The sequence below is a fragment of the Pseudomonas sp. E102 genome (assembly GCF_052660185.1).
Window position 1 is genome coordinate 4,323,658 of the sequence record NZ_CP084025.1, and the last position, 21,532, is coordinate 4,345,189.

Annotated in this window: 19 protein-coding genes; 4 read left to right on the forward strand and 15 right to left on the reverse strand. The window is 62.2% G+C overall.

Features of this window, described 5'->3' with window-relative positions; all coding sequences use genetic code 11:
* Nucleotides 1-185: 185 nt before the first annotated feature.
* The 11 genes from DOCECA_RS19650 to DOCECA_RS19700 form a co-directional block, all read right to left on the reverse strand.
* On the reverse strand, nt 186-1,478 hold the full coding sequence (locus tag DOCECA_RS19650; protein WP_039592540.1) for an adenylosuccinate synthase: 1,293 nt from the start codon (nt 1,476-1,478) through the stop codon (nt 186-188).
* A 55-nt stretch (nt 1,479-1,533) separates the two neighbouring features.
* On the reverse strand, nt 1,534-2,721 hold the full coding sequence (locus DOCECA_RS19655; protein WP_420766192.1) for an ATP phosphoribosyltransferase regulatory subunit: 1,188 nt from the start codon (nt 2,719-2,721) through the stop codon (nt 1,534-1,536).
* Between the two features lie 323 nt (nt 2,722-3,044).
* The gene (gene hflC, locus DOCECA_RS19660) at nt 3,045-3,914 is read right to left on the reverse strand and encodes a protease modulator HflC (RefSeq protein ID WP_420766191.1); all 870 of its coding nucleotides are present in this window, start codon (nt 3,912-3,914) and stop codon (nt 3,045-3,047) included.
* Complete coding sequence (gene hflK, locus DOCECA_RS19665) at nt 3,914-5,089, reverse strand: FtsH protease activity modulator HflK (RefSeq protein ID WP_420766190.1); 1,176 nt, start codon at nt 5,087-5,089, stop codon at nt 3,914-3,916. Before hflK ends, hflC begins: the two co-directional genes overlap by 1 nt.
* 85 nt (nt 5,090-5,174) lie before the next feature.
* Nucleotides 5,175-6,476: a ribosome rescue GTPase HflX gene (gene hflX / locus DOCECA_RS19670; RefSeq protein ID WP_420766189.1), complete on the reverse strand. Its 1,302-nt coding sequence runs from the start codon at nt 6,474-6,476 to the stop codon at nt 5,175-5,177.
* A 12-nt stretch (nt 6,477-6,488) separates the two neighbouring features.
* Complete coding sequence (hfq, locus tag DOCECA_RS19675; RefSeq protein ID WP_003186419.1) at nt 6,489-6,749, reverse strand: RNA chaperone Hfq; 261 nt, start codon at nt 6,747-6,749, stop codon at nt 6,489-6,491.
* Between the two features lie 92 nt (nt 6,750-6,841).
* Nucleotides 6,842-7,813, reverse strand: a complete 972-nt coding sequence (gene miaA, locus DOCECA_RS19680) for a tRNA (adenosine(37)-N6)-dimethylallyltransferase MiaA (protein ID WP_420766188.1) — start codon at nt 7,811-7,813, stop codon at nt 6,842-6,844.
* Nucleotides 7,813-9,726: a DNA mismatch repair endonuclease MutL gene (mutL, locus tag DOCECA_RS19685; RefSeq protein WP_445570956.1), complete on the reverse strand. Its 1,914-nt coding sequence runs from the start codon at nt 9,724-9,726 to the stop codon at nt 7,813-7,815. The genes miaA and mutL overlap by 1 nt, the downstream gene beginning before the upstream one ends.
* On the reverse strand, nt 9,723-11,153 hold the full coding sequence (locus DOCECA_RS19690) for an N-acetylmuramoyl-L-alanine amidase (protein WP_434560970.1): 1,431 nt from the start codon (nt 11,151-11,153) through the stop codon (nt 9,723-9,725). The genes mutL and DOCECA_RS19690 overlap by 4 nt, the downstream gene beginning before the upstream one ends.
* Entirely contained in the window at nt 11,154-11,624 is a 471-nt protein-coding gene (gene tsaE / locus DOCECA_RS19695; RefSeq protein WP_434608087.1) for a tRNA (adenosine(37)-N6)-threonylcarbamoyltransferase complex ATPase subunit type 1 TsaE, read from the reverse strand.
* Nucleotides 11,612-13,111, reverse strand: coding sequence for an NAD(P)H-hydrate dehydratase (locus DOCECA_RS19700; protein ID WP_445570957.1), 1,500 nt, complete (start codon nt 13,109-13,111; stop codon nt 11,612-11,614). The genes tsaE and DOCECA_RS19700 overlap by 13 nt, the downstream gene beginning before the upstream one ends.
* A 63-nt stretch (nt 13,112-13,174) precedes the next feature.
* Here DOCECA_RS19700 and queG point away from each other — a divergent pair, with 63 nt between their 5' ends.
* Nucleotides 13,175-14,254 (forward strand): tRNA epoxyqueuosine(34) reductase QueG, encoded by a 1,080-nt coding sequence (queG, locus tag DOCECA_RS19705; RefSeq protein ID WP_420766183.1) that lies wholly within the window; start codon nt 13,175-13,177, stop codon nt 14,252-14,254.
* Here the strand turns inward: queG and DOCECA_RS19710 are convergent.
* Both DOCECA_RS19710 and orn read right to left on the reverse strand, forming a co-directional pair.
* Complete coding sequence (locus DOCECA_RS19710; RefSeq protein ID WP_445570958.1) at nt 14,236-14,847, reverse strand: trimeric intracellular cation channel family protein; 612 nt, start codon at nt 14,845-14,847, stop codon at nt 14,236-14,238. The two genes, queG and DOCECA_RS19710, sit on opposite strands and share 19 nt — an antisense overlap.
* A 263-nt stretch (nt 14,848-15,110) precedes the next feature.
* Nucleotides 15,111-15,653 (reverse strand): oligoribonuclease, encoded by a 543-nt coding sequence (gene orn / locus DOCECA_RS19715; RefSeq protein ID WP_434651190.1) that lies wholly within the window; start codon nt 15,651-15,653, stop codon nt 15,111-15,113.
* Between the two features lie 118 nt (nt 15,654-15,771).
* Here orn and rsgA point away from each other — a divergent pair, with 118 nt between their 5' ends.
* Nucleotides 15,772-16,803 carry a small ribosomal subunit biogenesis GTPase RsgA gene (gene rsgA, locus DOCECA_RS19720; RefSeq protein ID WP_053117887.1) on the forward strand — a complete coding sequence of 344 codons (1,032 nt, stop codon included), beginning with the start codon at nt 15,772-15,774 and terminating at the stop codon, nt 16,801-16,803.
* Between the two features lie 80 nt (nt 16,804-16,883).
* Here rsgA and motB read toward each other — a convergent pair whose 3' ends face one another.
* Both motB and motA read right to left on the reverse strand, forming a co-directional pair.
* Nucleotides 16,884-17,954, reverse strand: a complete 1,071-nt coding sequence (motB, locus tag DOCECA_RS19725) for a flagellar motor protein MotB (RefSeq protein WP_434608092.1) — start codon at nt 17,952-17,954, stop codon at nt 16,884-16,886.
* A gap of 162 nt (nt 17,955-18,116) precedes the next feature.
* Entirely contained in the window at nt 18,117-18,968 is an 852-nt protein-coding gene (gene motA / locus DOCECA_RS19730; RefSeq protein ID WP_198797221.1) for a flagellar motor stator protein MotA, read from the reverse strand.
* Between the two features lie 166 nt (nt 18,969-19,134).
* On the opposite strand from motA, the gene DOCECA_RS19735 reads away from it, so the two are divergent.
* Nucleotides 19,135-20,673 carry an HDOD domain-containing protein gene (locus DOCECA_RS19735; protein WP_445570959.1) on the forward strand — a complete coding sequence of 513 codons (1,539 nt, stop codon included), beginning with the start codon at nt 19,135-19,137 and terminating at the stop codon, nt 20,671-20,673.
* Between the two features lie 42 nt (nt 20,674-20,715).
* Complete coding sequence (locus DOCECA_RS19740; protein WP_420766179.1) at nt 20,716-21,531, forward strand: rhodanese-like domain-containing protein; 816 nt, start codon at nt 20,716-20,718, stop codon at nt 21,529-21,531.
* The last annotated feature ends 1 nt before the right edge of the window (nt 21,532 follow it).

The window sequence follows — 21,532 nt, forward strand, 5'->3', positions numbered from 1 at the left end:
CAAACGGCTTTGTAACAGTGAGAGAACGGCCGACACGTGAAATCCCTCTACCAAACGCCATTAATTTGATGGCACGCCTGGAAGGGTGCCTTAATGGAGATGCGTAGCAAGTGTCATGCCGCCCGACAGGCAGAAACGACAAAGGGCTCCATACGGAGCCCTTTGCTTGTTACATCAACGACTTATCAGCCAAATGGATGACGCAGAACGATGGTTTCGTTGCGGTCCGGCCCCGTCGAAATAATGTCGATCGGCGCGCCGACCAACTCTTCGACGCGCTTGATGTAGTTGCGCGCGGCCACTGGCAGCTCTTCCAGGGTCTTGGCACCCACGGTGGACTCGGTCCAGCCTGGCATCTGCTCGTAAACCGGCTCCAGGCCGATGTAGCTGTCGGCGTCGGTCGGTGCGTCGATGACAGCGCCGTCCTGGTTCTTGTAACCCACGCAGATGTTGATGGTTTCCAGGCCGTCCAACACGTCCAGCTTGGTCAGGCAAAGGCCCGAGATGCTGTTGACGTCGATGGCGCGACGCAGGATGACGGCGTCGAACCAGCCGCAACGACGGGCACGACCGGTGGTTGCACCGAACTCGTGGCCACGCTTGGCCAGGAACGCACCGACGTCGTCGAACAGCTCAGTCGGGAACGGCCCCGAACCGACGCGGGTGGTGTAGGCCTTGGTGATGCCCAGGATGTAGTCCAGGTACATCGGGCCAAAACCCGAACCGGTGGCGATGCCGCCAGCGGTGGTGTTGGAGCTGGTGACGTACGGATAGGTGCCGTGGTCGATGTCCAGCAGCGAGCCCTGGGCACCTTCGAACATGATGTCCTTACCGGCGCGGCGCAGCTCGTGCAGCTCGGCGGTGACGTCGAGCATCATCGGCTTGAGCAACTCGGCGTATTCCATGCACTCGTCCAGGGTCTTCTGGAAGTCGATGGCCGGCTCTTTGTAGTAATTGACCAGCACGAAGTTGTGGTAATCCAGCAACTCGCCCAGCTTGGCGGCGAAACGCTCACGGTGGAAGAGGTCACCGATCCGCAGGCCACGACGGGCCACCTTGTCTTCATAGGCCGGGCCGATGCCGCGGCCGGTGGTGCCGATCTTCAGCTCGCCACGGGCCTTTTCACGGGCCTGGTCCAGCGCAACGTGATAGGACAGGATCAGCGGGCAGGACGGGCTGATGCGCAGGCGCTCGCGCACCGGTACGCCTTTCTCTTCCAGCTTGATGATTTCCCGCAGCAGGGCGTCGGGCGCCACCACCACACCGTTGCCGATCAAGCACTGCACGCCTTCGCGCAGCACGCCCGATGGAATCAGGTGCAGAACGGTTTTTTCACCGTCGATCACCAGGGTGTGACCGGCGTTGTGGCCACCTTGGTAGCGCACTACGGCGGCAGCATGTTCGGTCAGCAGATCAACGATCTTGCCTTTGCCCTCATCACCCCACTGGGTGCCCAGGACTACGACATTCTTACCCATAACACTTGTCCTCATTCGCGCAAACTTGGTGCCGGCTCCAGGCCGGCAGGAAAACTCAAGAAGCCAGCGGCAATACTTGCCAAAGCCCGTTCTGCTGAATCAATTGCCGGTCGCAGTCCGCTTCACGGGCGGCGGCCAAAGGTTGCCCAGGCAAGGCCTGGACGACACGCTGACCCTCACTGCGCAACTGGCAGACCATCTGCCAGAGTGCCGCATCCGTACTGTCAGGCATCCAGATACCGCCGGACGGTAACTCGATTTCAGCACGCCCCAGGGTCACCAGGGTTTTCAAATCGGTAGAGAAGCCGGTCGCCGGACGGGCGCGACCGAAGTCGGCGCCAATGTCGTCGTAGCGACCGCCCTGGGCGATGGACTGACCAACGCCCGGTACAAACACTGCGAACACCACGCCAGTGTGATAGTGATAGCCGCGCAGCTCACCCAGATCGAAATACAGCGGCAACTCAGGGAAACGCACCGACAGACGCTCGGCAATCGCCAACAGGTCGTCCAGCGCCGCCAACACCGGTGCCGGCGCGCCGGCCAAGCGTTCGCGGGCCGCGCCCAGCACTTCACGGCCGCCGCAAAGATCCACCAATGCCCGCAACATGCCGGACAGGTCGCTCGGCAGCCCTTCGGTCAGGCTGATGACTTCATCGATGGCCTTGCGCTGCAAGGCGTCGAACAACCGCTGCTCCACTTCACCGGACAAACCGGCCGCACGGGCCAGGCCACGGTAGATGCCGACATGGCCCAGGTCCATGTGGACATCCGGCACGTCGGCCAGTTGCAGCATGGCCAACATCAGGCTGATGACTTCCACGTCACTGACTGGGCTGGCGTCGCCATAAAGTTCGGCGCCCAACTGGATCGGGCTGCGCGAAGACGACAAGGCACGCGGCTGGGCATGCAGGACACTGCCGGCGTAGCACAGACGGCTCGGGCCTTCGCGGCGCAAGGTGTGGGCATCGATGCGTGCCACTTGTGGCGTGATGTCGGCCCGAAAGCCCATCTGCCGGCCCGATTGCGGGTCGATAACCTTGAAGGTGCGCAAATCCAGGTCCTGGCCCGCGCCGGTCAGCAAGGATTCCAGGTACTCGATATGCGGGGTAACGACGAATTCGTAACCCCAGCTCTGGAACAGATCCAACACCTGCCGACGCGCTACTTCGATACGCGCGGCTTCCGGTGGCAGTACTTCTTCGATGCCATCTGGCAGCAGCCAGCGGTCTACCGTTGCCATTACGCCATTCCCCTATGGTCCGGGCGGCCAGCTTTCGGGCTGGCCTTGAGTGAAGCAGAAAATGCCCGCGTCATGCGAAAAACCGCAAACAACGCGCAAGGGCGACGTGACGAATGGCCCTGGATCGGCCTCGCCAAGCACTTTCCTCGAAAAACCTGTCGGGCCATTCAACCCGACGCCTGCACCGTATAAACCACAATCGAACGCGCAGACGCAAAAAAGCCGGGAATTTCCCGGCTGCCGCATCATACACACGTTTTCCCAAAGGATCACCCCGCCCGACGTTTTAGCCGCCGGGCGGAGTGCTTCAGGTCAACGTCGCATCAAGGCTTGGCCTTTTCCAGGTAATGGAAAAAGTCACTGCTTGGGTCCAGGACCATGACGTCGGATTTGTTCGCGAAGCTTTCACGGTAGGCACGCAGGCTACGGTAGAACGCGTAGAACTCCTGGTCCTGGCCATAGGCCTTGGCGTAGATCGCAGCGGCCTGGGCATCACCATCACCACGGACCTCTTCCGATTCACGATAGGCTTCGGCCAGCAGCACGCGGCGTTGACGATCGGCGTCGGCACGGATGCCCTCGGCCAGCTCGTTACCTTTTGCGCGGTGCTCGCGGGCTTCACGCTCACGCTCGGTGCTCATGCGCTCGAACACGCTGCGGTTCACTTCCTTCGGCAGGTCGATGGCCTTGACACGCACGTCGACCACTTCGATACCCAGCTCTTTTTCCGCCATCGCGTTCAGCGAGCGGGTGATGTCTGCCATGAGCGCGTCGCGCTCACCGGACACCACTTCGTGCAGGGTACGTTTACCGAACTGGTCACGCAGGCCCGACTCCAGGCGACGGGACAAACGTTCGTCGGCGATCTGCTTGAGACCAGAGGTCGCGGTGTAGAAGCGCTCGGCATCCTTCACGCGCCACTTGGCGTAGGCATCGACCATCACGGCTTTCTTTTCCAGCGTCAGGAAGCGCTGCGTCGGTGCGTCCAACGTCATCAAGCGCGCATCGAACTTGCGCACCTTGTTAACGTACGGCACCTTCACATGCAGCCCTGGCTGGACATCAGCCTGGACCACGCGACCGAATTGCAGCAACACCGCGCGCTCGGTCTGAGCCACGATATAGAAGCAGTTCCAGGCAGCGATCGCCACGACGACGCCGACAATAAGGGCGATCAGCGATTTATTGCTCATCAGCGACTCTCCCTGGTACGTGCTTGCTGTTGCTGCAGGTCCGCCGCCGCGCGGGCATTGGCTTCATTGCTGGCGGCTGCCGCCGCGCCGGTTGGCGGTGTGCCGGTGTTGCGACCACTCTCGACCATCTTGTCCAGCGGCAGGTACAGCAGATTGCTCTGGCCGTCCTTGTTGCCGGTAACGAGGACCTTGCTGGTGTTGCTGAAGACTTCCTGCATGGTGTCCAGGTACAGGCGCTGGCGCGTGACTTCAGGCGCCTTGCGATACTCGGCTACCAGTTTGGTGAAGCGATCAGCCTCACCCTTGGCGCGGGAAACCACTTCGTCGCGATAACCGTTGGCATCTTCGATGATGCGCTGGGCCTGACCACGGGCTTCCGGCACAACGCCGTTGGCATAGGTTTCGGCCTGGTTGCGCGAGCGTTGCTCGTCTTCACGGGCGCGGATCACGTCGTCAAAGGCTTCCTGCACTTCGCGCGGTGCCGCTGCGCTCTGTACGTTGACCTGGGTGACCGTGATACCGGTGCGATAGGTATCGAGGAACCGTTGCAGGCGCTCCTTGATTTCGCTGGCCATCAGCTCACGACCTTCGGTCAGCACCTGGTCCATGGCGGTGGAACCCACCACGTGGCGCAGGGCGCTTTCAGTCGCGTGTTGCAGGCTGATCTCCGGCTGGTCGACGTTGAGCACGAAGTCCTGCAGGTTGGTGATCTTGTACTGCACGGTCAGCGGCACTTCGACGATGTTCTCGTCTTCGGTCAGCATCTGGCCCTGCTTGGAGTAGGCACGCTCGCGCGTGACGTTCTCCATGTACTTCTGGTCGATCGGCGGGAAATAGATGTTCAGGCCCGGGCCGACGGTTTCGTAGTATTTGCCGAAGCGCAGCACCACGGCCTGCTCCTGCTCGTCCACGACATACACCGCGCTGTACAGCCAGACAGCCGCGAGCACGACAAGGCCGATGCCGAGCAGGCCGAAACCGCCGCCCTTGCCCGGACGGCTGCCGCCATCGTCACCGCGTTTCCTACCACCACCGAACAAACCGTTCAGGCTGTCCTGCAGCTTGCGGAAGGCCTCGTCGAGATCCGGTGGTCCCTTGCGGTCGCCGTTGTTACGACGCTTGCCGCCCCAGGGATCCTGGTTATTCGAGTTGCCACCCGGCTCATTCCAAGCCATAGCGCTCTCCATCTGATAAAGCAAAGACGCACCCACGGCGCGCCGGCCAATGCTACAGAATGCCTGACACAGCTTTCTCAGGCTTTTATTGCAAAGTGTGTTGCTCGATGAATTCCATCGGCTGGAGCCCTTCGCGACTGACCAGCCGGTTCAGTTCCGACCGAGGCAGGCGAACGGCCAGCAGGCAGATGCCTTCTTCGTCGTGTTCTTCTTTCTGCACCGCCCCCAACTCGAAAAACTGCGCACGCAGCCGGGCAAAACGCTGCGGCAGCTTCAAGGTGCCCACAAACAGGTCATCGCCCAGCAGTTCCGCCACGGCCTGTTTGAGCAGGTCCAGGCCACTGCCATCACGGGCCGAAAGCCAGACCCGCTGCGGCTTTCCGTCAGCATCGCGCTGGATCTGCGGCTCCACGCCTTCGAGCAAATCGAGTTTGTTGTATACCTCGAGGATCGGCAAGTCCTGGGCCCCGATCTCTCCCAGCACCACCATGACCTGTTCGATCTGCAGCATCCGGTCCGGTTCGGCGGCATCGATCACGTGCAGCAGCAGGTCGGAGTTGCTCGACTCTTCGAGCGTAGCCCGGAAAGCCTCGACCAGCTTATGCGGCAAATGCCGGATGAAACCCACGGTATCGGCCAGCACGATGGGCCCGAGGTCGCTCAGGTCGAGCCGACGCAAGGTCGGGTCGAGCGTGGCGAACAACTGGTCGGCGGCATAGACATCGGATTGGGTGACGTTGTTGAACAGGGTCGATTTGCCGGCGTTGGTATAACCCACCAGTGAAACCGTCGGGATGTCGGCCCGCTTGCGGCCGCGCCGCGATTGCTCGCGCTGGCTGCGGACTTTCTCCAGCCGCCCTTTGATCTGGCGCAGGCGAACCCGCAGCAGGCGCCGGTCGGTTTCGAGCTGGGTTTCACCTGGGCCCCGCAGGCCGATACCGCCTTTCTGGCGCTCAAGGTGAGTCCAGCCGCGGACCAGCCGCGTGCTCATGTGCTCAAGCTGGGCCAGTTCGACCTGGAGCTTGCCTTCATGGGTACGCGCGCGTTGGGCGAAAATATCGAGAATCAGCCCGGTGCGGTCGATCACGCGGCACTCGAAGACACGTTCGAGGTTGCGTTCCTGACTGGGCGTGAGGATGTGATTGAAAATCACCAGATCGATGTGCTCGGCTTTGACCAGGTCGCGCAACTCCTCGACCTTGCCACTGCCGATCAGGAATTTGGCGGTTGGCCGATGACGCGGCACGTTGAAAAACGCGACGGTCTCGGCGCCGGCCGAAATTGCCAATTCCTGAAACTCCTGCGGATCTTCGCGCGCCTCAGGGTCCTGTCCTTCCAAGTGAACGAGAATGGTCCGCTCACCACCACCGTGGCGCTCAAAGAACAAAGGAGGCTCCTATCAAGCGTTACCCGGCTCAGCGTCACCGCCTTCGGATTCGGTTGCGCTAGGCAGACGAATCGGACGAACCGGCACCACTGTCGAGATAGCGTGTTTGTAGACCATCTGGCTGACGGTGTTCTTCAGCAGGATGACGAACTGGTCGAACGACTCGATCGTGCCTTGCAGTTTGATCCCGTTGACCAGATAGATGGACACCCCAACTTTCTCTTTACGTAAAGTGTTCAAGTAAGGGTCTTGTAGCGAATGCCCTTTTGACATGTGCCGCACTCCTTTAAGGATCAATTATAAAAATCGGAATTCAGATGGCTTGGGCCGTCACACCCCCAAGGATAGACGGCAATTGCAAGGACTCAGCTCAATATGGAGATGGTCCCGAGGTATTTCAAGGCGCGTGGCAGATTGTCGCAATCAAGGCTGTCAAGCCAATGCAAGTCAGTCCAGCTGCGCAGCCAGGTGAACTGGCGTTTCGCCAATTGGCGCGTGGCAATGATTCCACGCTCGCGCATCTCGGCTGACGTCAGCTTGCCGTCCAGGTAGTCCCAGACTTGTCGATAACCCACCGCACGTATAGACGGCAACCCGGCATGCAGGTCACTTCGCTCACGCAGGGCTACGACCTCGTCTATGAATCCCTGTTCCAACATTAATGTGAATCTTTGTTCAATTCGCCGATGCAGCACTTGCCGGTTCGCCGGAGCGATGGCCAGATTCGCGACAGTATAGGGCAATTGTTGCAGTCCCGAAGCGGCTGCTTCAGTACTTTGCGCAGATTGTCGCTGCCGCAGGGCCGTCATGCTCTGGCCGCTCACCCGATAAACCTCCAGGGCCCGGCTGAGCCGCTGCGGGTCGTTGGGGTGAATGCGCGCCGCCGATTCAGGATCGATCACCGCCAATTGTTCATGAAGCGCTTGCCAGCCAAGGCGCGCAGCCTCTTCTTCGATCTGTGCGCGCACCTCGGGATCGGCCGCCGGCATGTCCGCCAGGCCATCGACCAGGGCTTTGTAGTACAGCATCGTACCGCCCACCAGCAGCGGAATCTTGCCTCGCGCAGTGATCTCGGCCATGGCCTGGAGCGCATCACGCCGAAAATCAGCCGCCGAATAGGCTTCGGCCGGGTCGAGGATGTCGATCAGTCGATGTGGATATTCAGCCAGCAAAGCTTTCGACGGTTTGGCGGTGCCGATGTCCATGCCCCGGTAGACCAGCGCCGAATCGACGCTGATCAACTCGCAGGGCAAGACCTTGGTCAGTTCGATGGCCAGGTCGGTCTTGCCGGCGGCCGTCGGCCCCATCAGGAAAATCGCGGGTGGCAACTGGCTCATCAACGACCGCGCAGGAACAGTTTGTCCAGGTCGTCCAGGCCCAGTTGAGTCCAGGTCGGCCGGCCATGGTTGCATTGACCGCTGCGTTCGGTGTTTTCCATGTCCCGCAACAGGCCGTTCATTTCCGGCAAGGCCAGGCGCCGGTTGGCGCGGATCGCGCCGTGGCAGGCCATGGTGCCGAGCAATTCGTTCAAGTGCGCCTGGATCCGGTCGCTGGTGCCATATTCCATCAGGTCCGCCAGCACGTCGCTGACCAGGCGATTGGCCTCGGCCTGTTTCAACAAGGCCGGGATCTGCCGGATCGCCAGGGTTTCCGGGCCCAGGCGCTGTAGCTCGAAGCCCAGGCGCTGGAACCAGCTCATGTGCTCTTCAGCGCAATCGGCTTCGCGCTGGCTGACGGCCAGGGATTCGGGAACCAACAACGGTTGGCCGCTCAAGCCTTCGCTGGCCATGGCGATCTTCAATCGCTCGTACATGATCCGCTCGTGAGCGGCGTGCATATCCACCAGGACCAGGCCCTGGGCGTTTTCGGAAAGGATGTAGATGCCTTTTAGCTGCGCCAGGGCATAACCCAACGGTGGTATATCTCCCTGACCGTCGGGCAATGTCGCCGCAGCGGTTTCAGGCAGAGGCTTGAAGAACTCGCGATACGCGGCCTGGGCCTCGGCTGCCGGCACATTGGATTGTGGGCGCGGCGTGTATTGATACTGATAACCGCTGCCAGCGCCGCTTCCGCCTGTGGCGTAGGCTGGTTGGGGCTGGGGTTGCTCCAGCAGGGCATGGGCCGCCAGGCGCATTTCCCCCTGGGGGCCAAACTCGCCGGCCTCCAGCCCGGTCGGCCGGACCATGCCGGCCACGGCCGCCGGGGCCGCCAACTGATCTTCCGGCCGAACATCGCCCAGGGCTCGATGCAACGTGCCATAGAGGAAATCGTGGACCATGCGTCCATCACGGAAACGCACTTCGTGCTTGGTCGGGTGGACGTTGACGTCCACCACCGATGGGTCGACTTCGAAGAACAGCACGAAGGTGGGATGCCGACCGTTGAACAGCACATCGCGGTAGGCCTGGCGCACCGCATGGGCCACCAATTTGTCGCGCACCGCACGGCCGTTCACGTAGAAATATTGCAGGTCCGCCTGGCTGCGGGAAAACGTCGGCAAGCCGACCCAACCCCACAGGTGCAAGCCATTGCGCTCCACCTCGATGGGCAAGGCCTGCTCCAGAAAACCCGCGCCACACACCGCGCCCACACGCCGGGCGCGAGCCGCATCATCGTTGGCCTCGTGCAGGCTGAGGATGGTCTTGCCGTTGTGGCGCAGGTGAAACGCCACGTCAAACCGTGCAAGGGCCAGGCGCTTGATGACTTCCTGCAAATGATCGAATTCGGTTTTCTCGGCCTTGAGGAACTTGCGCCGGGCCGGAGTATTGAAGAACAAGTCCCGTACTTCAACCGACGTGCCCACCGGATGAGCGGCGGGTTGCACATGGGAAGCCATGTCGCGGCCTTCGGTCTCGACCTGCCAGGCCTGATCGGCGTTTCGGGTGCGGGACGTGAGCGTCAGGCGCGACACCGAACTGATGGACGCCAGCGCCTCGCCACGAAACCCCAGGCTCATGACCCGTTCGAGGTCTTCCAGGTCACGAATCTTGCTGGTCGCGTGACGCGCCAGGGCCAGCGGCAGGTCATCGGCGGGAATGCCGCGACCGTCGTCGCGCACCCGCAACAGCTTGACCCCGCCCTGCTCGACATCGACGTCAATACGCCTGGCCCCGGAGTCGAGACTGTTTTCCAGCAGCTCCTTGATGACCGACGCGGGGCGCTCGACCACTTCGCCGGCGGCGATCTGGTTCGCCAGCCGAGGGCTGAGCAGTTCGATGCGGGCGGTGCTGTCGATCACGTCATCGCTCATTGCTTGGCCGCCACTTCGTTGCCAGGAATGGTCAGGGTCTGCCCGATCTTCAGCTCGTCACTTTGCAGATTGTTGGCGCTGCGCAAGGTCGCGGGCGACACCTGATAGCGCACGGCGATCATAGCCAGGGTTTCGCCCGGGTTGACTCGATGGTCGCGCGGGCCCTGGGCGATCTTGCCCGAATCGCGCAGCCAGGCGATGTAGGTGCCGGGCGGTGGATTCTGCTGGAAGAACTGCCGCACGCCACTGCTGATGGATCGGGCCAAGGCCTGCTGGTGGCTTGACGACGACAGTTTAGAGGCTTCGTTGGCGTTGGAAATGAACCCGGTTTCCACCAGGATCGACGGGATGTCCGGCGACTTGAGCACCATGAACCCGGCCTGCTCGACCCGCTGCTTGTGCAATGGCGTGACGCGGCCGATGTTGCTCAGCACTTTTTGGCCGACGTTCAGGCTGGAGGTCAACGAGGCGGTCATCGACAAGTCCAGCAACACACCGGCGAGCATCCGGTCCTTGTCGTCGAGGCTGACGTTGCCAGCACCGCCGATCAGGTCGGAACGGTTTTCACTGTCGGCCAGCCAGCGGGCGGTCTCGGAAGTGGCACCACGGTCGGACAAGGCAAATACCGAGGCGCCAAACGCAGCCTTGGAGGGTGCGGCGTCGGCATGGATCGAGACGAACAGGTCCGCGCCCTTCTTGCGGGCGATTTCCGTGCGTCCGCGCAGGGGAATGAAATAGTCGCCCGTGCGGGTCAGTTCGGCGCGGAAGCCTTTCATGCCGTTGACCTGGCGTTGCAGTTCGCGGGCGATGGACAGCACCACGTCCTTCTCACGCTGCCCGCGCGAACCCGAGGCGCCAGGGTCTTCGCCACCGTGGCCGGCGTCGATAACCACAATGATGTCGCGTTTGCCGGCCGGGGCCGGTGGCAGCTTGATCGCGGGTTCAGTGGGCGTGACCGGCACGGCGGGCACCGTGGCGACTTTGGTCGGCGGCGGCGGTGTCGGCGCGGCATCGGCCGGGTTATCGAACAGGTCCACCACCAGCCGGTTGCCGTACTGGGCGTTGGGCGCCAGGGTGAAGCTCTTCGGGGTCACCGCTTGTTTCAGGTCGACGACCACCCGCAGGTCGGTCGGCGTACGCTGGGCCGAGCGCATGGCGGTAATCGGAGTGTTGGCGGTGGGCACGTTCAGCGGCGCGCCCAAGGACGCGCCATTGATGTCGATCACCAGGCGATCCGGGGCGGTCAGGGTGAATACGCTGTGCTGCACCGGGCCTGTCAGGTCGAACACCAGCCGGGTATTGTCCGGCGCCCGCCAGAGGCGAACGCTGTTGACCTTTGTCTCAGCCACAGCATCGACGGCCAGTGCCGTAAGCAACAGTCCTACGACAGCAACCACCGCGCGAAAGCGCATACCAAACCCCATCATTTAATTAGTTTCCAAAGCCAAGGCGGCACACCACGACTCGCCACGCGAGCCTTGCGGTGTCAGTTTCAGCGAACGCCCGCCATTCTGCGCGCCAATGGTAATGGTCAGGTCCGGCTTTGGCAAAAAGCCTGCACCTTTCTGGGGCCATTCGATCAGGCACAAGGCGTCATCTTCGAAGTAATCACGGATGCCGAGGAACTCCAGCTCTTCGGGATCGACCAGCCGATACAGATCGAAATGAAACGCTCGGATGTCGCCGATCTCGTAGGGCTCGACCAGGGTGAAAGTAGGGCTCTTGACTGAGCCGACGTGCCCGAGACCACGGATGATGCCACGGGACAAGGTGGTTTTTCCCGCGCCGAGGTCGCCCTCGAGAAAGATCAAGCCATGCCCTGCGGTGATTTGCGCGATACGCGCGCCAAATTGTGTCATGGCTTGTTCGTCCGCCAAGTACAGGGTTACTTCAGACACGGTGAATGCTCCTCCAACAACTGACGAATGGCCGGGATCAGATCGGTCGCCGCCAATCCCCGGCCCGAGCGACCGCACTGGACGCCCGCGCTGGCATGCAGCCAGACCGCCAGGCATGCGGCCTCGAACGCTTCCAGCCCCTGGGCCAGCAACGCGCCGACGACCCCGGCGAGCACATCCCCCAGGCCGGCGGTGGCCATGGCCGGGTGGCCTTGGGTACAAACCGCCAGGCGGCCGTCCGGGCTGGCGATCAAGCTGCCGGCCCCCTTGAGGATCACGGTAGCTGTGTATTTCTGGCTCAACGCGTGGGCCGCCGCCGAGCGGTCGGCCTGCACCTGAGCCGTGGATATCCCCAGCAATCGCGCCGCCTCGCCCGGATGCGGGGTAATGACGCAATGTTCGGGCAGGCTGACCGCGCCAAGGCTCAACAGATTCAGAGCATCGGCGTCCCACACCTGGGGCAGCGCAGCATTGGCCGCCGCCGACAGCAGGCTGCGTCCCCAGGCAGCCTGGCCCAAGCCCGGGCCGACCACCAGGACGTTGGCCTGCTTGAGCAAGCCCATCAATTGATTGGCCGAATGAGTGCCCTGCACCATCACCTCAGGCAAACGGACCAGCGCCGAGGCGACGTGCTCGCTGCGGGTGGCCATCGAAACCATGCCCGCGCCGCAGCGCAGCGCAGTTTCGGCGCTCATCTGGATCGCGCCGCCGAAACCCCGGTCGCCGCCGATCAACAGCACGTGACCGAACTTGCCTTTGTGGGACGTGGGCGGGCGAGGCGTCAGGCGCGGCAGATTAACAGGCAGGAGCAGGCGGGCACTGGAAGGCGCCGACTCAACAATGTCAGGGTCGGCGTGCAGGTCGTTGAACACCAACTCACCGACTCGATCCGCCGCATCTCCGGTGAACAAGCCAAGCTTCAAGCCGATGAACGTCACGGTCAGGTCAGCCGCCACGGCGGTCCCGAGCACTCGGCCGGTGTCCGCACACAGCCCCGACGGTATATCCACCGCCGCGACCGGCAAACCGCTGACATTGACCGTATCGATCGCCCGGATATAAGGCTCGCGCACTTCGCCGGTGGTCCCGGTGCCGAGCAGCGCGTCGAGCAGCACTCCCCGCAGCTCGCTATCGTCCGACCAAGGCTCCACCGGCACACCCACGGCCACGGCCTCTGCATGGGCATTGGCGGCATCACCCAACAGGCGCCGGGGCTCGCCCACGGCCAGGACCCGTACCGACCAGCCGGCTCGGCGGGCCAGGGCAGCGACCAGGTAGCCATCGCCGGCGTTGTTGCCATGCCCCGCCAGCACGGTCAATTCAGCGCTTTGCGGCCAACGTCGCACGACTGCTCGCCACGTGGCGCGGGCGGCACGCTGCATCAGTTCGAAGCCGCTGGTGCCTGCCGCGATCAGCTGTGCATCCAAGGCCCGGACCTGCGCGGCGCTGTACAGCGCGTCGGGAAAATCATCTTTAGTCTGCGGCATGCGTCTTCGGGCTCCGATGTCTGGCAGAATTATACGCATCTCAGCTCCGGTTTCTCTCGCCTCATGCCTGCCATTCCCACAGACCTTGCCACCCTCGCCCAATCCATCAAGGAATGGGGCCGCGAGCTGGGTTTCCAGCAGGTCGGCATCAGCGGCCTGGACCTGGCCGAGCATGAACAACATCTGCAACGCTGGCTCGAGGCCGGCTACCACGGCGAAATGGACTACATGGGCGCCCATGGCAGCAAACGCTCGCACCCTGAAGAACTGGTGCCCGGCACGCTGCGGGTGGTGTCGCTGCGCATGGATTACCTGGCGGGCGACACCCAAATGGCCCAATTACTTGGCGAACCGGAAAAAGCCTACGTTTCGCGTTATGCGTTGGGCCGCGATTACCACAAATTGATCCGTAAGCGCGTGCAGCAACTGGCGGAAAAAATCCAAGAGGCCATCGGCCCCTTCGGCTATCGCGCCTTCGTCGACAGCGCGCCGGTGCTGGAAAAAGCCATTGCCGAACAGGCCGGCCTGGGTTGGATCGGCAAGAACACCCTGGTCCTGAACCGCAAGGCCGGCAGTTATTTTTTCCTCAGCGAGCTTTTTGTCGACCTGCCTTTACCGGTGGACCCGCCCCACGGCACCGAGCATTGTGGGAAATGCACCGCTTGCCTGGACATCTGTCCGACCAATGCCTTCGTCGGCCCTTATGTACTGGATGCCCGACGGTGCATTTCATACCTCACTATCGAGTTGAAGAACGCCATTCCGGAGGATCTGCGGCCCTTGATCGGCAACCGGGTGTTCGGTTGCGATGACTGCCAGATCGTTTGTCCATGGAACCGCTTCGCCCGGCCATCCGGCGAAAGCGACTTCAAGCCACGGCACAACCTGGACAACGCCGGGCTGGCGGAGCTGTTCATGTGGGACGAGGAAAAATTCCTCAGCAGTACCGAAGGTTCACCGTTGCGCCGTGCTGGGTACGAACGTTGGCTGCGCAATCTGGCGGTGGGCCTGGGCAACGCGCCGTCAACGATTCCCGTGCTGCAAGCGCTGGAGGCGCGGCGCGATTATCCGTCGGAACTGGTGCGCGAACACGTGGAATGGGCGCTGCGCCAGCACGCCACGCGTCAGACTTCGTCGTTATAGACGAATTTAGGCATTTCCCAGTGAAAACGAATCGCCAGGAGCCGCAGCAGAAAACCGCCAAACAATGTGATGAGGATCGACTGCTCGCTGGACAATTGCAGGTAGACGCATAACAAATAGCACCACGCGGCGGCAAACGAGACGCTGGCGTAGAGCTCGCGACGGAAGATCAGCGGAATATCGTTACAGAAGATATCCCGCAGGATGCCGCCAAATACCCCCGTGATCACGCCGCTCACCGAGGCGACCAACATGCCATGGCCCATTTCCAGCGCAGTCATGCAGCCAATCAGCGTAAATGCCACCAACCCCACGGCATCGAGCACCAAAAATAGCGAGCGCAGGTGACGCATCCAGCGCGCCAGGAACACCGTGAGCATCGCAGCCGCGGTGGTGAGCACCAGGTATTCCGGATGCTTGACCCATGTGAGCGGGTAGTGACCGAGCAACACGTCGCGCACCGAGCCACCACCCAGCGCCGTGATGCAGGCGATCAGCACCACACCAAACCAGTCCATGCCACGCCGCCCGGCGGATAGCGCGCCGGTCATGGCTTCGGCGGTAATGGCGATCAGATACAGCATCAGCAACATGGTGGCGGTCCTTGCGGGAAGGCGCGCAGTCTAGCCAGTTTGGGCGGGCACCAAAAGAGGGCAAGATCCGCCGGCTGCCGGAGCGTGGCGAGGGGATTTATCCCCGCTGGGCTGCAAAGCAGCCCCAAATACAACCAACACCGACCGGCCTGACACAACCAGACATCAGGTCAAGGGGCTGCTCCGCAGCCCAACGGGGCGGTGCGACGTTTCGCTAAATCCCCTCGCCACAAAAGCTTGCCCGCCGATCGCTTGGGGTTGGCTCAGAACTTGATGAAGTGCTTGCGGTAATGCTTCAGCTCGGCGATGGATTCGCGGATGTCGTCCAGGGCCAGGTGCGTACTGCCTTTCTGGAAACTGTCGCGCACTTCGGGAGCCCAGCGAGCGGCCAGTTCCTTGAGCGTGGAGACGTCAAGGTTGCGGTAATGGAAATAGCTTTCCAGGGATTTCATGTGGGTGTACAGGAAGCGACGGTCCTGGCAGATGCTGTTGCCGCAGATCGGCGACTTGCCCCTCGGCACCCATTGCTCGAGGAAAGAGATGGTCTGGGCTTCAGCCTCGGCCATGCTGATCTTGCTCTCGCGCACCCGTTGGGTCAGGCCCGAGCCGCCGTGTTGGCGGGTGTTCCACTCGTCCATGCCGGCCAGGATCTCGTCACTGTGATGGATCGCGATCACCGGCCCTTCGGCCAAGGTATTGAGATCGCTGTCGGTGACGATGGTGGCCATTTCGATGATGACGTCGGTGTCAGGGTTCAGACCGGTCATTTCCAGGTCGATCCAGATCAGGTTCTGCGGGTTTTGCAGGTTTTGCATGGGGGAGCTCCTCGGCTTAGCTGCGCAGTTTAGCTTAGGCAGCCCCTTGGGCGTGCTAAACTCGCCGCCGTTTTAAACCAATCGATGTATTTCTTCATACGGAACACCCATGGCCAAACGCCAACTCAATCGTCGTCAGAACTGGCGCATCGAAAAGATCCAGGGCGAGCGTGCCGCCCGTGCCGCCAAGCGCGAATCCAGCGCTGTCGAAGCCTTGGAAGGCGGCGACCTGGGCCCCGAGCAGACCGGCCTGGTGATCGCTCACTTCGGTGTGCAGGTCGAGGTCGAGGCCCAGGAAGGCGAACTGGCCGGCCAGGTGTTCCGCTGCCACCTGCGCGCCAACCTGCCAGCGCTGGTGACCGGCGACCAAGTGGTCTGGCGTGCCGGCAACCAGGGCATCGGCGTGATCGTCGCGCAACTGCCCCGGCACACCGAGCTGTGCCGTCCCGACAGCCGGGGCCAACTCAAGCCAGTGGCCGCCAACGTCGACATGATCGTCATCGTGTTCGCTCCGTTGCCCGAGCCCCACGCCAACCTGATCGACCGTTACCTGGTAGCGGCCGAACACGCCGGCATCCGTCCGCTGCTGCTGCTCAACAAGTTCGACCTGATCGATGAGCACAACGCCCCGGCGCTGAACGCACTGCTGTCGGTCTATCGGGACCTGGGTTACCCAGTGTTGGAGGTCTCGGCCCATCACGGCAACGGCATGGAACAATTGCAGCGGCAACTGGACGGACGCATCAGCGTGTTCGTCGGCCAGTCCGGCGTCGGCAAGTCTTCGTTGGTCAACAGCCTGCTGCCGGAGGTCGAGACCCGCGTCGGGCCGTTGTCCGAGCTGTCCGGCCAGGGCACACACACCACAACCACCGCGCGGCTGTTCCACTTTCCCGGCGGCGGCGAACTGATCGACTCGCCGGGCATCCGCGAATTCGGCCTGGGCCACGTCAGCCGGGCGGATGTCGAAGCCGGCTTCATCGAATTCAACGAGCTGATCGGCACCTGCCGCTTCCGCGACTGCAAGCATGATCGCGAACCCGGGTGCGCCTTGCTCAAGGCACTGGAAGAAGGCCGCGTGCACCAGCAACGTATGAACAGTTACCGCTCGATCATTGCCAGCCTGCCGGAAAGCAGTTACTGACAGCTGATCACTATGGTGACGAGTCTCAAGTAAACCGATACCCACAAAAAAGCCGACAATGATGTCGGCTTTTTTGTGGATCACTGCGCCGGCGGCTCGGCCGGTTTCGGTGCGGCGTCGTCGAACAGGTTCAGGCGTTCGCGCAACTCGTGGGCCGGCACCGGCTGCTGGTCCGCCGGCAAGGCGTTCGGATCGACCGCTGCACCTGGCGCGGCCGGTGGCACCGACACTTCACCTGGCGCGCCCTCGCCTTGGGCCGAATCGGGCACCGAACCGGGCACCGAATCGGGCACCGAATCGTCTGCTTGTGAACCCTCGATGGCTTTTTGGGCCTTCTTGGTCAACACCACGATATCGATACGCCGGTTGACCGGATTGAAAGGGTCTTGGCGATCGAACAGTGCCGAAGACGCATAACCGACCACCCGCGCCACTTGCTCATCCGGATAGCTGCCCGCCACCAGGGCGCGACGTGCCGCGTTGGCGCGGTTGGCCGAGAGTTCCCAGTTACCGAAATCGCCTTTGCCCACGTACGGCTTGGCATCGGTATGGCCGCTGATACTGATCTTGTTCGGCACCGCCTTGATGGTGTCGGCCATGGCCAGCAGGATGTCTTCGAAATACGGCTTGAGCCGCGCGCTGCCAGAGTCGAACATCGGCCGGTTGTCGGCGTCCATGATCTGGATGCGCAGGCCGTTCGGCGTGATCTCGAACAGGATCTGGTCCTTGAACTTCTGCAATTCGGGATTTTCTTCGACCTTGTTCTGCAACTCTTGCAGGAGCAATTCCAGACGCTCGCGCTCGACCTGCTCGGCCATGCCCTCGGCCTCATTGGCGTCGACGGTCGCCTTGTCGGGCTGGGGCTGGGACTTGACCTCGGGGTTGAGGGTATTTTCCGGTGCCAGGACAGGCGAGCCGCCCAGATCGATGATGTACGGCGTGCCGCTCTCGGAAAAACCCACCGGGTCCTTGAAGTAACCGGCGATCGCGATCTTCTGTTCCGGCGTCGCCGTGGACAGCAGCCACAGCACCAGGAAGAACGCCATCATCGCCGTGGCAAAGTCAGCGAAAGCGATTTTCCAGGCGCCGCCGTGATGCCCGCCAGCTATACGCTTGACGCGCTTGACGATGATCGGTTGGTTATTCTCCATAACGAGTGCTCTGCTTCACAAATACTGTTCCATTTTGACGGTGCCTGTTGCTGCCATACTGTATTGCCGCTCCTCGCCATAGCGGGCTATGACTCGTCGCGGCGCCTTGTCTGGCAGCAACAGTCACTCGCCAAAAAAGGAACGTATCTGCAAAGCAGAGCACTATCGACCGCGAACCGCTTGTTCCAGCTCGGCAAAGCTTGGACGGTGCGCCGGGTACAGGACCTTGCGGCCGAACTCCACCGCCAGGGACGGTGGCATGCCCGAGGCCGAGGCCACCAGGGAAGCCTTGATGGCTTCATAGACATTGAGTTCTTCCTTGGCGTCATGGGCCAGGGAGTGGGCCAGCGGGCCGAAGAAACCATACGCGGCCAAAATACCGAAGAAGGTACCCACCAGTGCCGCACCCACGTGCAGGCCGATGGAAGCCTGGTCGCCTTCACCCAGGGACGCCATGGTCACCACGATACCCAATACCGCCGCAACGATACCGAAGCCGGGCATGCCGTCGGCGATGCCGTTGACTGCGTGGGATGGGTGCTCCAGGTCTTCCTTGAGGCTGTACAGCTCCATGTCGAACAAGCCTTCCAGCTCATGGGGCGCCATGTTGCCGGACGACATGATGCGCAGGTAATCGCAGATGAACGCGGTCATGCGCTCGTCTTTCAGCACCGAAGGGTACTTGGCGAAGATCGGGCTGGCGGCGGCGTCTTCGATGTCGCCCTCGATCGCCATCATGCCTTCGCGGCGGCTCTTGTTGAGGATCTCGTAGACCAGCCCCAGCACCTCAAGATAGAAGGTGTGGCTGAAGCGCGAGCCGAACATGCTCAAGGATTTCTTGAGCACATGCATGGTCATATAGCCAGGGTTCGCCTGGAGGAATGCGCCAAGAGCCGCACCGCCGATGATCATCACCTCGAACGGTTGGATCAGCGCAGCGATCTTGCCATGGGAAAGCACGTATCCGCCGAGCACGCTCGCGAACACGACAATGATGCCGATAATTTTAGCCATAGATAGAAAGTACTTATTTAAGTCGGGTTCAAGGTCATATTCGGAAGCTGAAAAATCTCTTCTTCTACTTATCGGCAAAACTGCGCCAGACTATAGCCAGTTCCGGCGAAAAGCCAATTTGCCCCGTTCCGGGCGTAGATACCTCATGCGAAGATCACGTCCAACCATGGCTAACGAAACGAACGTTCCAACTCCAAGACCGACCACGATCGAAGGCTGGGTAAAGCTGCTCGAAGGCGTCCATTTACCGGTGCCCCAGGCCAGTCATGACCTGGTCTGCAAGGCCATTTCCGACAGCCGCCGCTCGTTGCGCGACATCGCCGAATTGATGCAGGACAGCCCCGCGCTGGCCCTGAGCGTCATCCGCGAAGCCAACCATCACACCCACGGCAGCCTGGCGGAGCCGGCTGAGAACCTCGAAGTGGCGATCAACCGCCTCGGCCTCAAGCGCACCGAGGAATTGCTCGCGCGCCTGCCTTCGCTACCGGCGCACCAGATACCGGTCGCCCTGCGCCAGTTGCAATTGATCAGCCAGCACGCCACACAACAGGCCAATGGTTTTTTCGCCAGCCGCCTGGCGCGGCTGTGGCAGGACATCCACTGGGGCAGCCTGTTGTTCCTGTCGCCGCTCTGGCCCTTGGCCCTGACCCATCCACGCCTGCTGGCGGAATGGGAGCTGCGGGTCGTCCATAAACGCCAGCCGGCCAGACAGGTCGAGCGCGAACTGTTCGGCGTCAGCCTGCTGAACATCTGCCTCGCGTTGGTGGAGGCGTGGCGCCTGCCCATCTGGGTGGCGCAAGGCTATCGCCTGCTGCTGAATGAACGCCGCGAACTGATGAAAGTGCTGCGCATCGCCCGCGACAGCGAACATCCGCTACGCCAGCAAAATCGCCTAGACGACGACCCGACGCTGCGGCGCTGGCTCAATCAACCCGCCAATACAGTGCTGCTGGCCAATGGTCTGGCACTGTCGGCGCAAGAGGCCTGGGAAAGCCCGCACAGCGCTCGCTGGCAATACCTCACCAGCCTGTATCTACAGATGCAGATGGACGAACTTCAGCAGCAACTGCACCAACAAGCCGCCAACAGTGCTCGCCAGCACACCATGCCGGACCTCTGGCACCCCGCCGTGGCACTGATCTGGCCCCTGGGCAGCCGCCGCGTGCATCCCGGCTTGTTGCCCTCCGCCCCGCCCAGCGCCCAGGACCTGTCCCAATGGCGCAAGCAATGCGCCGCGCTGCTGGTGGAACCGAGCCCTTTCAGCAACGCCATGCACCTGACCACTTCGGCGCGAGATACCCTGGTGGCGTGCGGCATGCGCCGGGTGATGATTTTAATGCCCGATCGCAGCCAGACCAGTGTTCGTGTACATCAGACCGCCGGCCTGCCCAAGGAAGCAGCGGCGATGAGCTTCTCCATCAGCCAAAGCAAGGTCTTGCAGCGGCTACTGGCTCAACAGGCCCAGGTTCGCCTGACTCCAGAGAACAACGCCCAGTTCTCCGCCTTGCTGCCTCCGGCCCTTCGCGCCCTGTTCCGGGGCGAGCACCTGCTGTTGCGCTCACTGACGTGTAATGGACGGGTGATCATGCTAGTGGTCGCGGACCAGGGTGGCGGTCCGTTCTCGGACGTGACCGTTCAGGCTTTCGGCAAAACCGTGCAATGCATCGAAAGGGCCCTGCACAGCTTTACCAACCGTGGCCGCTGAACTTGCTACAATCCCTTCCCTTTGCGCCCCAGGAGACCTCACATGCCTGACTTCTCTGGCTTGCCGCTGGTAATCGAGCCCAACGAGCTCTTGCCGCGCCTCGATGCTCCCAATCTGATTCTGGTGGACCTGACCAGCGCGGCGCGCTACAGCACCGGCCATATTCCTGGCGCGCGCTTCGTCGATCCCAAACGCACGCAACTGGGCCAGCCCCCGGCGCCGGGACTGTTGCCGGCGAAGGCCGACCTGGAAACGCTGTTCGGCGAACTCGGGCATAACCCTGGCGCGGTCTATGTGGTGTATGACGACGAAGGCGGCGGCTGGGCCGGGCGTTTTATCTGGCTGCTCGACGTGATCGGGCACTCCAACTACCACTATCTCGACGGCGGGCTGTTGTCCTGGCTGGACCAGGGCCTGCCGGTGTCGATCGACACCCCGGCGCCGGCCGCCGGCGATGTCAGCCTGGTGCTGCACGACGAACCCACCGCCACTCGCGAGTACCTGCAAAGCCGTCTTGGCTCGAAAGACCTGGCGATCTGGGATGCGCGCGGCCCGCTGGAATATTCCGGTGAAAAAGTCGTGGCGGCCCGGGGCGGACACATCCCCGGCGCGGTCAATTTCGAATGGACGGCCGGCATGGATCCTGCGCGCAGCCTGCGCATCCGCAAGGACATGCCGCAGATTCTCGAACAGCTGGGCATCACGCCCGATAAAGAAGTCATCACCCACTGCCAGACCCACCACCGCTCTGGCTTCACCTATCTGGTGGCCAAGGCGCTCGGTTATCCGCGGGTCAAGGGCTATGCCGGTTCATGGGGCGAATGGGGCAATCATCCCGACACGCCCATCGAGCTTTGAA

Bases quoted from the DNA above. Each gene is read 5' to 3' on its own strand.
- DOCECA_RS19700 (WP_445570957.1), bottom strand. From the start codon at position 13,111: ATGCCGCAGACTAAAGATGATTTTCCCGACGCGCTGTACAGCGCCGCG.
- hflC (WP_420766191.1), bottom strand. From the start codon at position 3,914: ATGAGCAATAAATCGCTGATCGCCCTTATTGTCGGCGTCGTCGTGGCG.
- hfq (WP_003186419.1), bottom strand. From the start codon at position 6,749: ATGTCAAAAGGGCATTCGCTACAAGACCCTTACTTGAACACTTTACGT.
- DOCECA_RS19710 (WP_445570958.1), bottom strand. From the start codon at position 14,847: ATGTTGCTGATGCTGTATCTGATCGCCATTACCGCCGAAGCCATGACC.
- DOCECA_RS19735 (WP_445570959.1), top strand. From the start codon at position 19,135: ATGGCTAACGAAACGAACGTTCCAACTCCAAGACCGACCACGATCGAA.
- motA (WP_198797221.1), bottom strand. From the start codon at position 18,968: ATGGCTAAAATTATCGGCATCATTGTCGTGTTCGCGAGCGTGCTCGGC.
- miaA (WP_420766188.1), bottom strand. From the start codon at position 7,813: ATGAGCCAGTTGCCACCCGCGATTTTCCTGATGGGGCCGACGGCCGCC.
- hflK (WP_420766190.1), bottom strand. From the start codon at position 5,089: ATGGCTTGGAATGAGCCGGGTGGCAACTCGAATAACCAGGATCCCTGG.
- DOCECA_RS19650 (WP_039592540.1), bottom strand. From the start codon at position 1,478: ATGGGTAAGAATGTCGTAGTCCTGGGCACCCAGTGGGGTGATGAGGGC.
- DOCECA_RS19740 (WP_420766179.1), top strand. From the start codon at position 20,716: ATGCCTGACTTCTCTGGCTTGCCGCTGGTAATCGAGCCCAACGAGCTC.
- DOCECA_RS19690 (WP_434560970.1), bottom strand. From the start codon at position 11,153: ATGATGGGGTTTGGTATGCGCTTTCGCGCGGTGGTTGCTGTCGTAGGA.
- queG (WP_420766183.1), top strand. From the start codon at position 13,175: ATGCCTGCCATTCCCACAGACCTTGCCACCCTCGCCCAATCCATCAAG.
- rsgA (WP_053117887.1), top strand. From the start codon at position 15,772: ATGGCCAAACGCCAACTCAATCGTCGTCAGAACTGGCGCATCGAAAAG.
- DOCECA_RS19655 (WP_420766192.1), bottom strand. From the start codon at position 2,721: ATGGCAACGGTAGACCGCTGGCTGCTGCCAGATGGCATCGAAGAAGTA.
- motB (WP_434608092.1), bottom strand. From the start codon at position 17,954: ATGGAGAATAACCAACCGATCATCGTCAAGCGCGTCAAGCGTATAGCT.
- mutL (WP_445570956.1), bottom strand. From the start codon at position 9,726: ATGAGCGATGACGTGATCGACAGCACCGCCCGCATCGAACTGCTCAGC.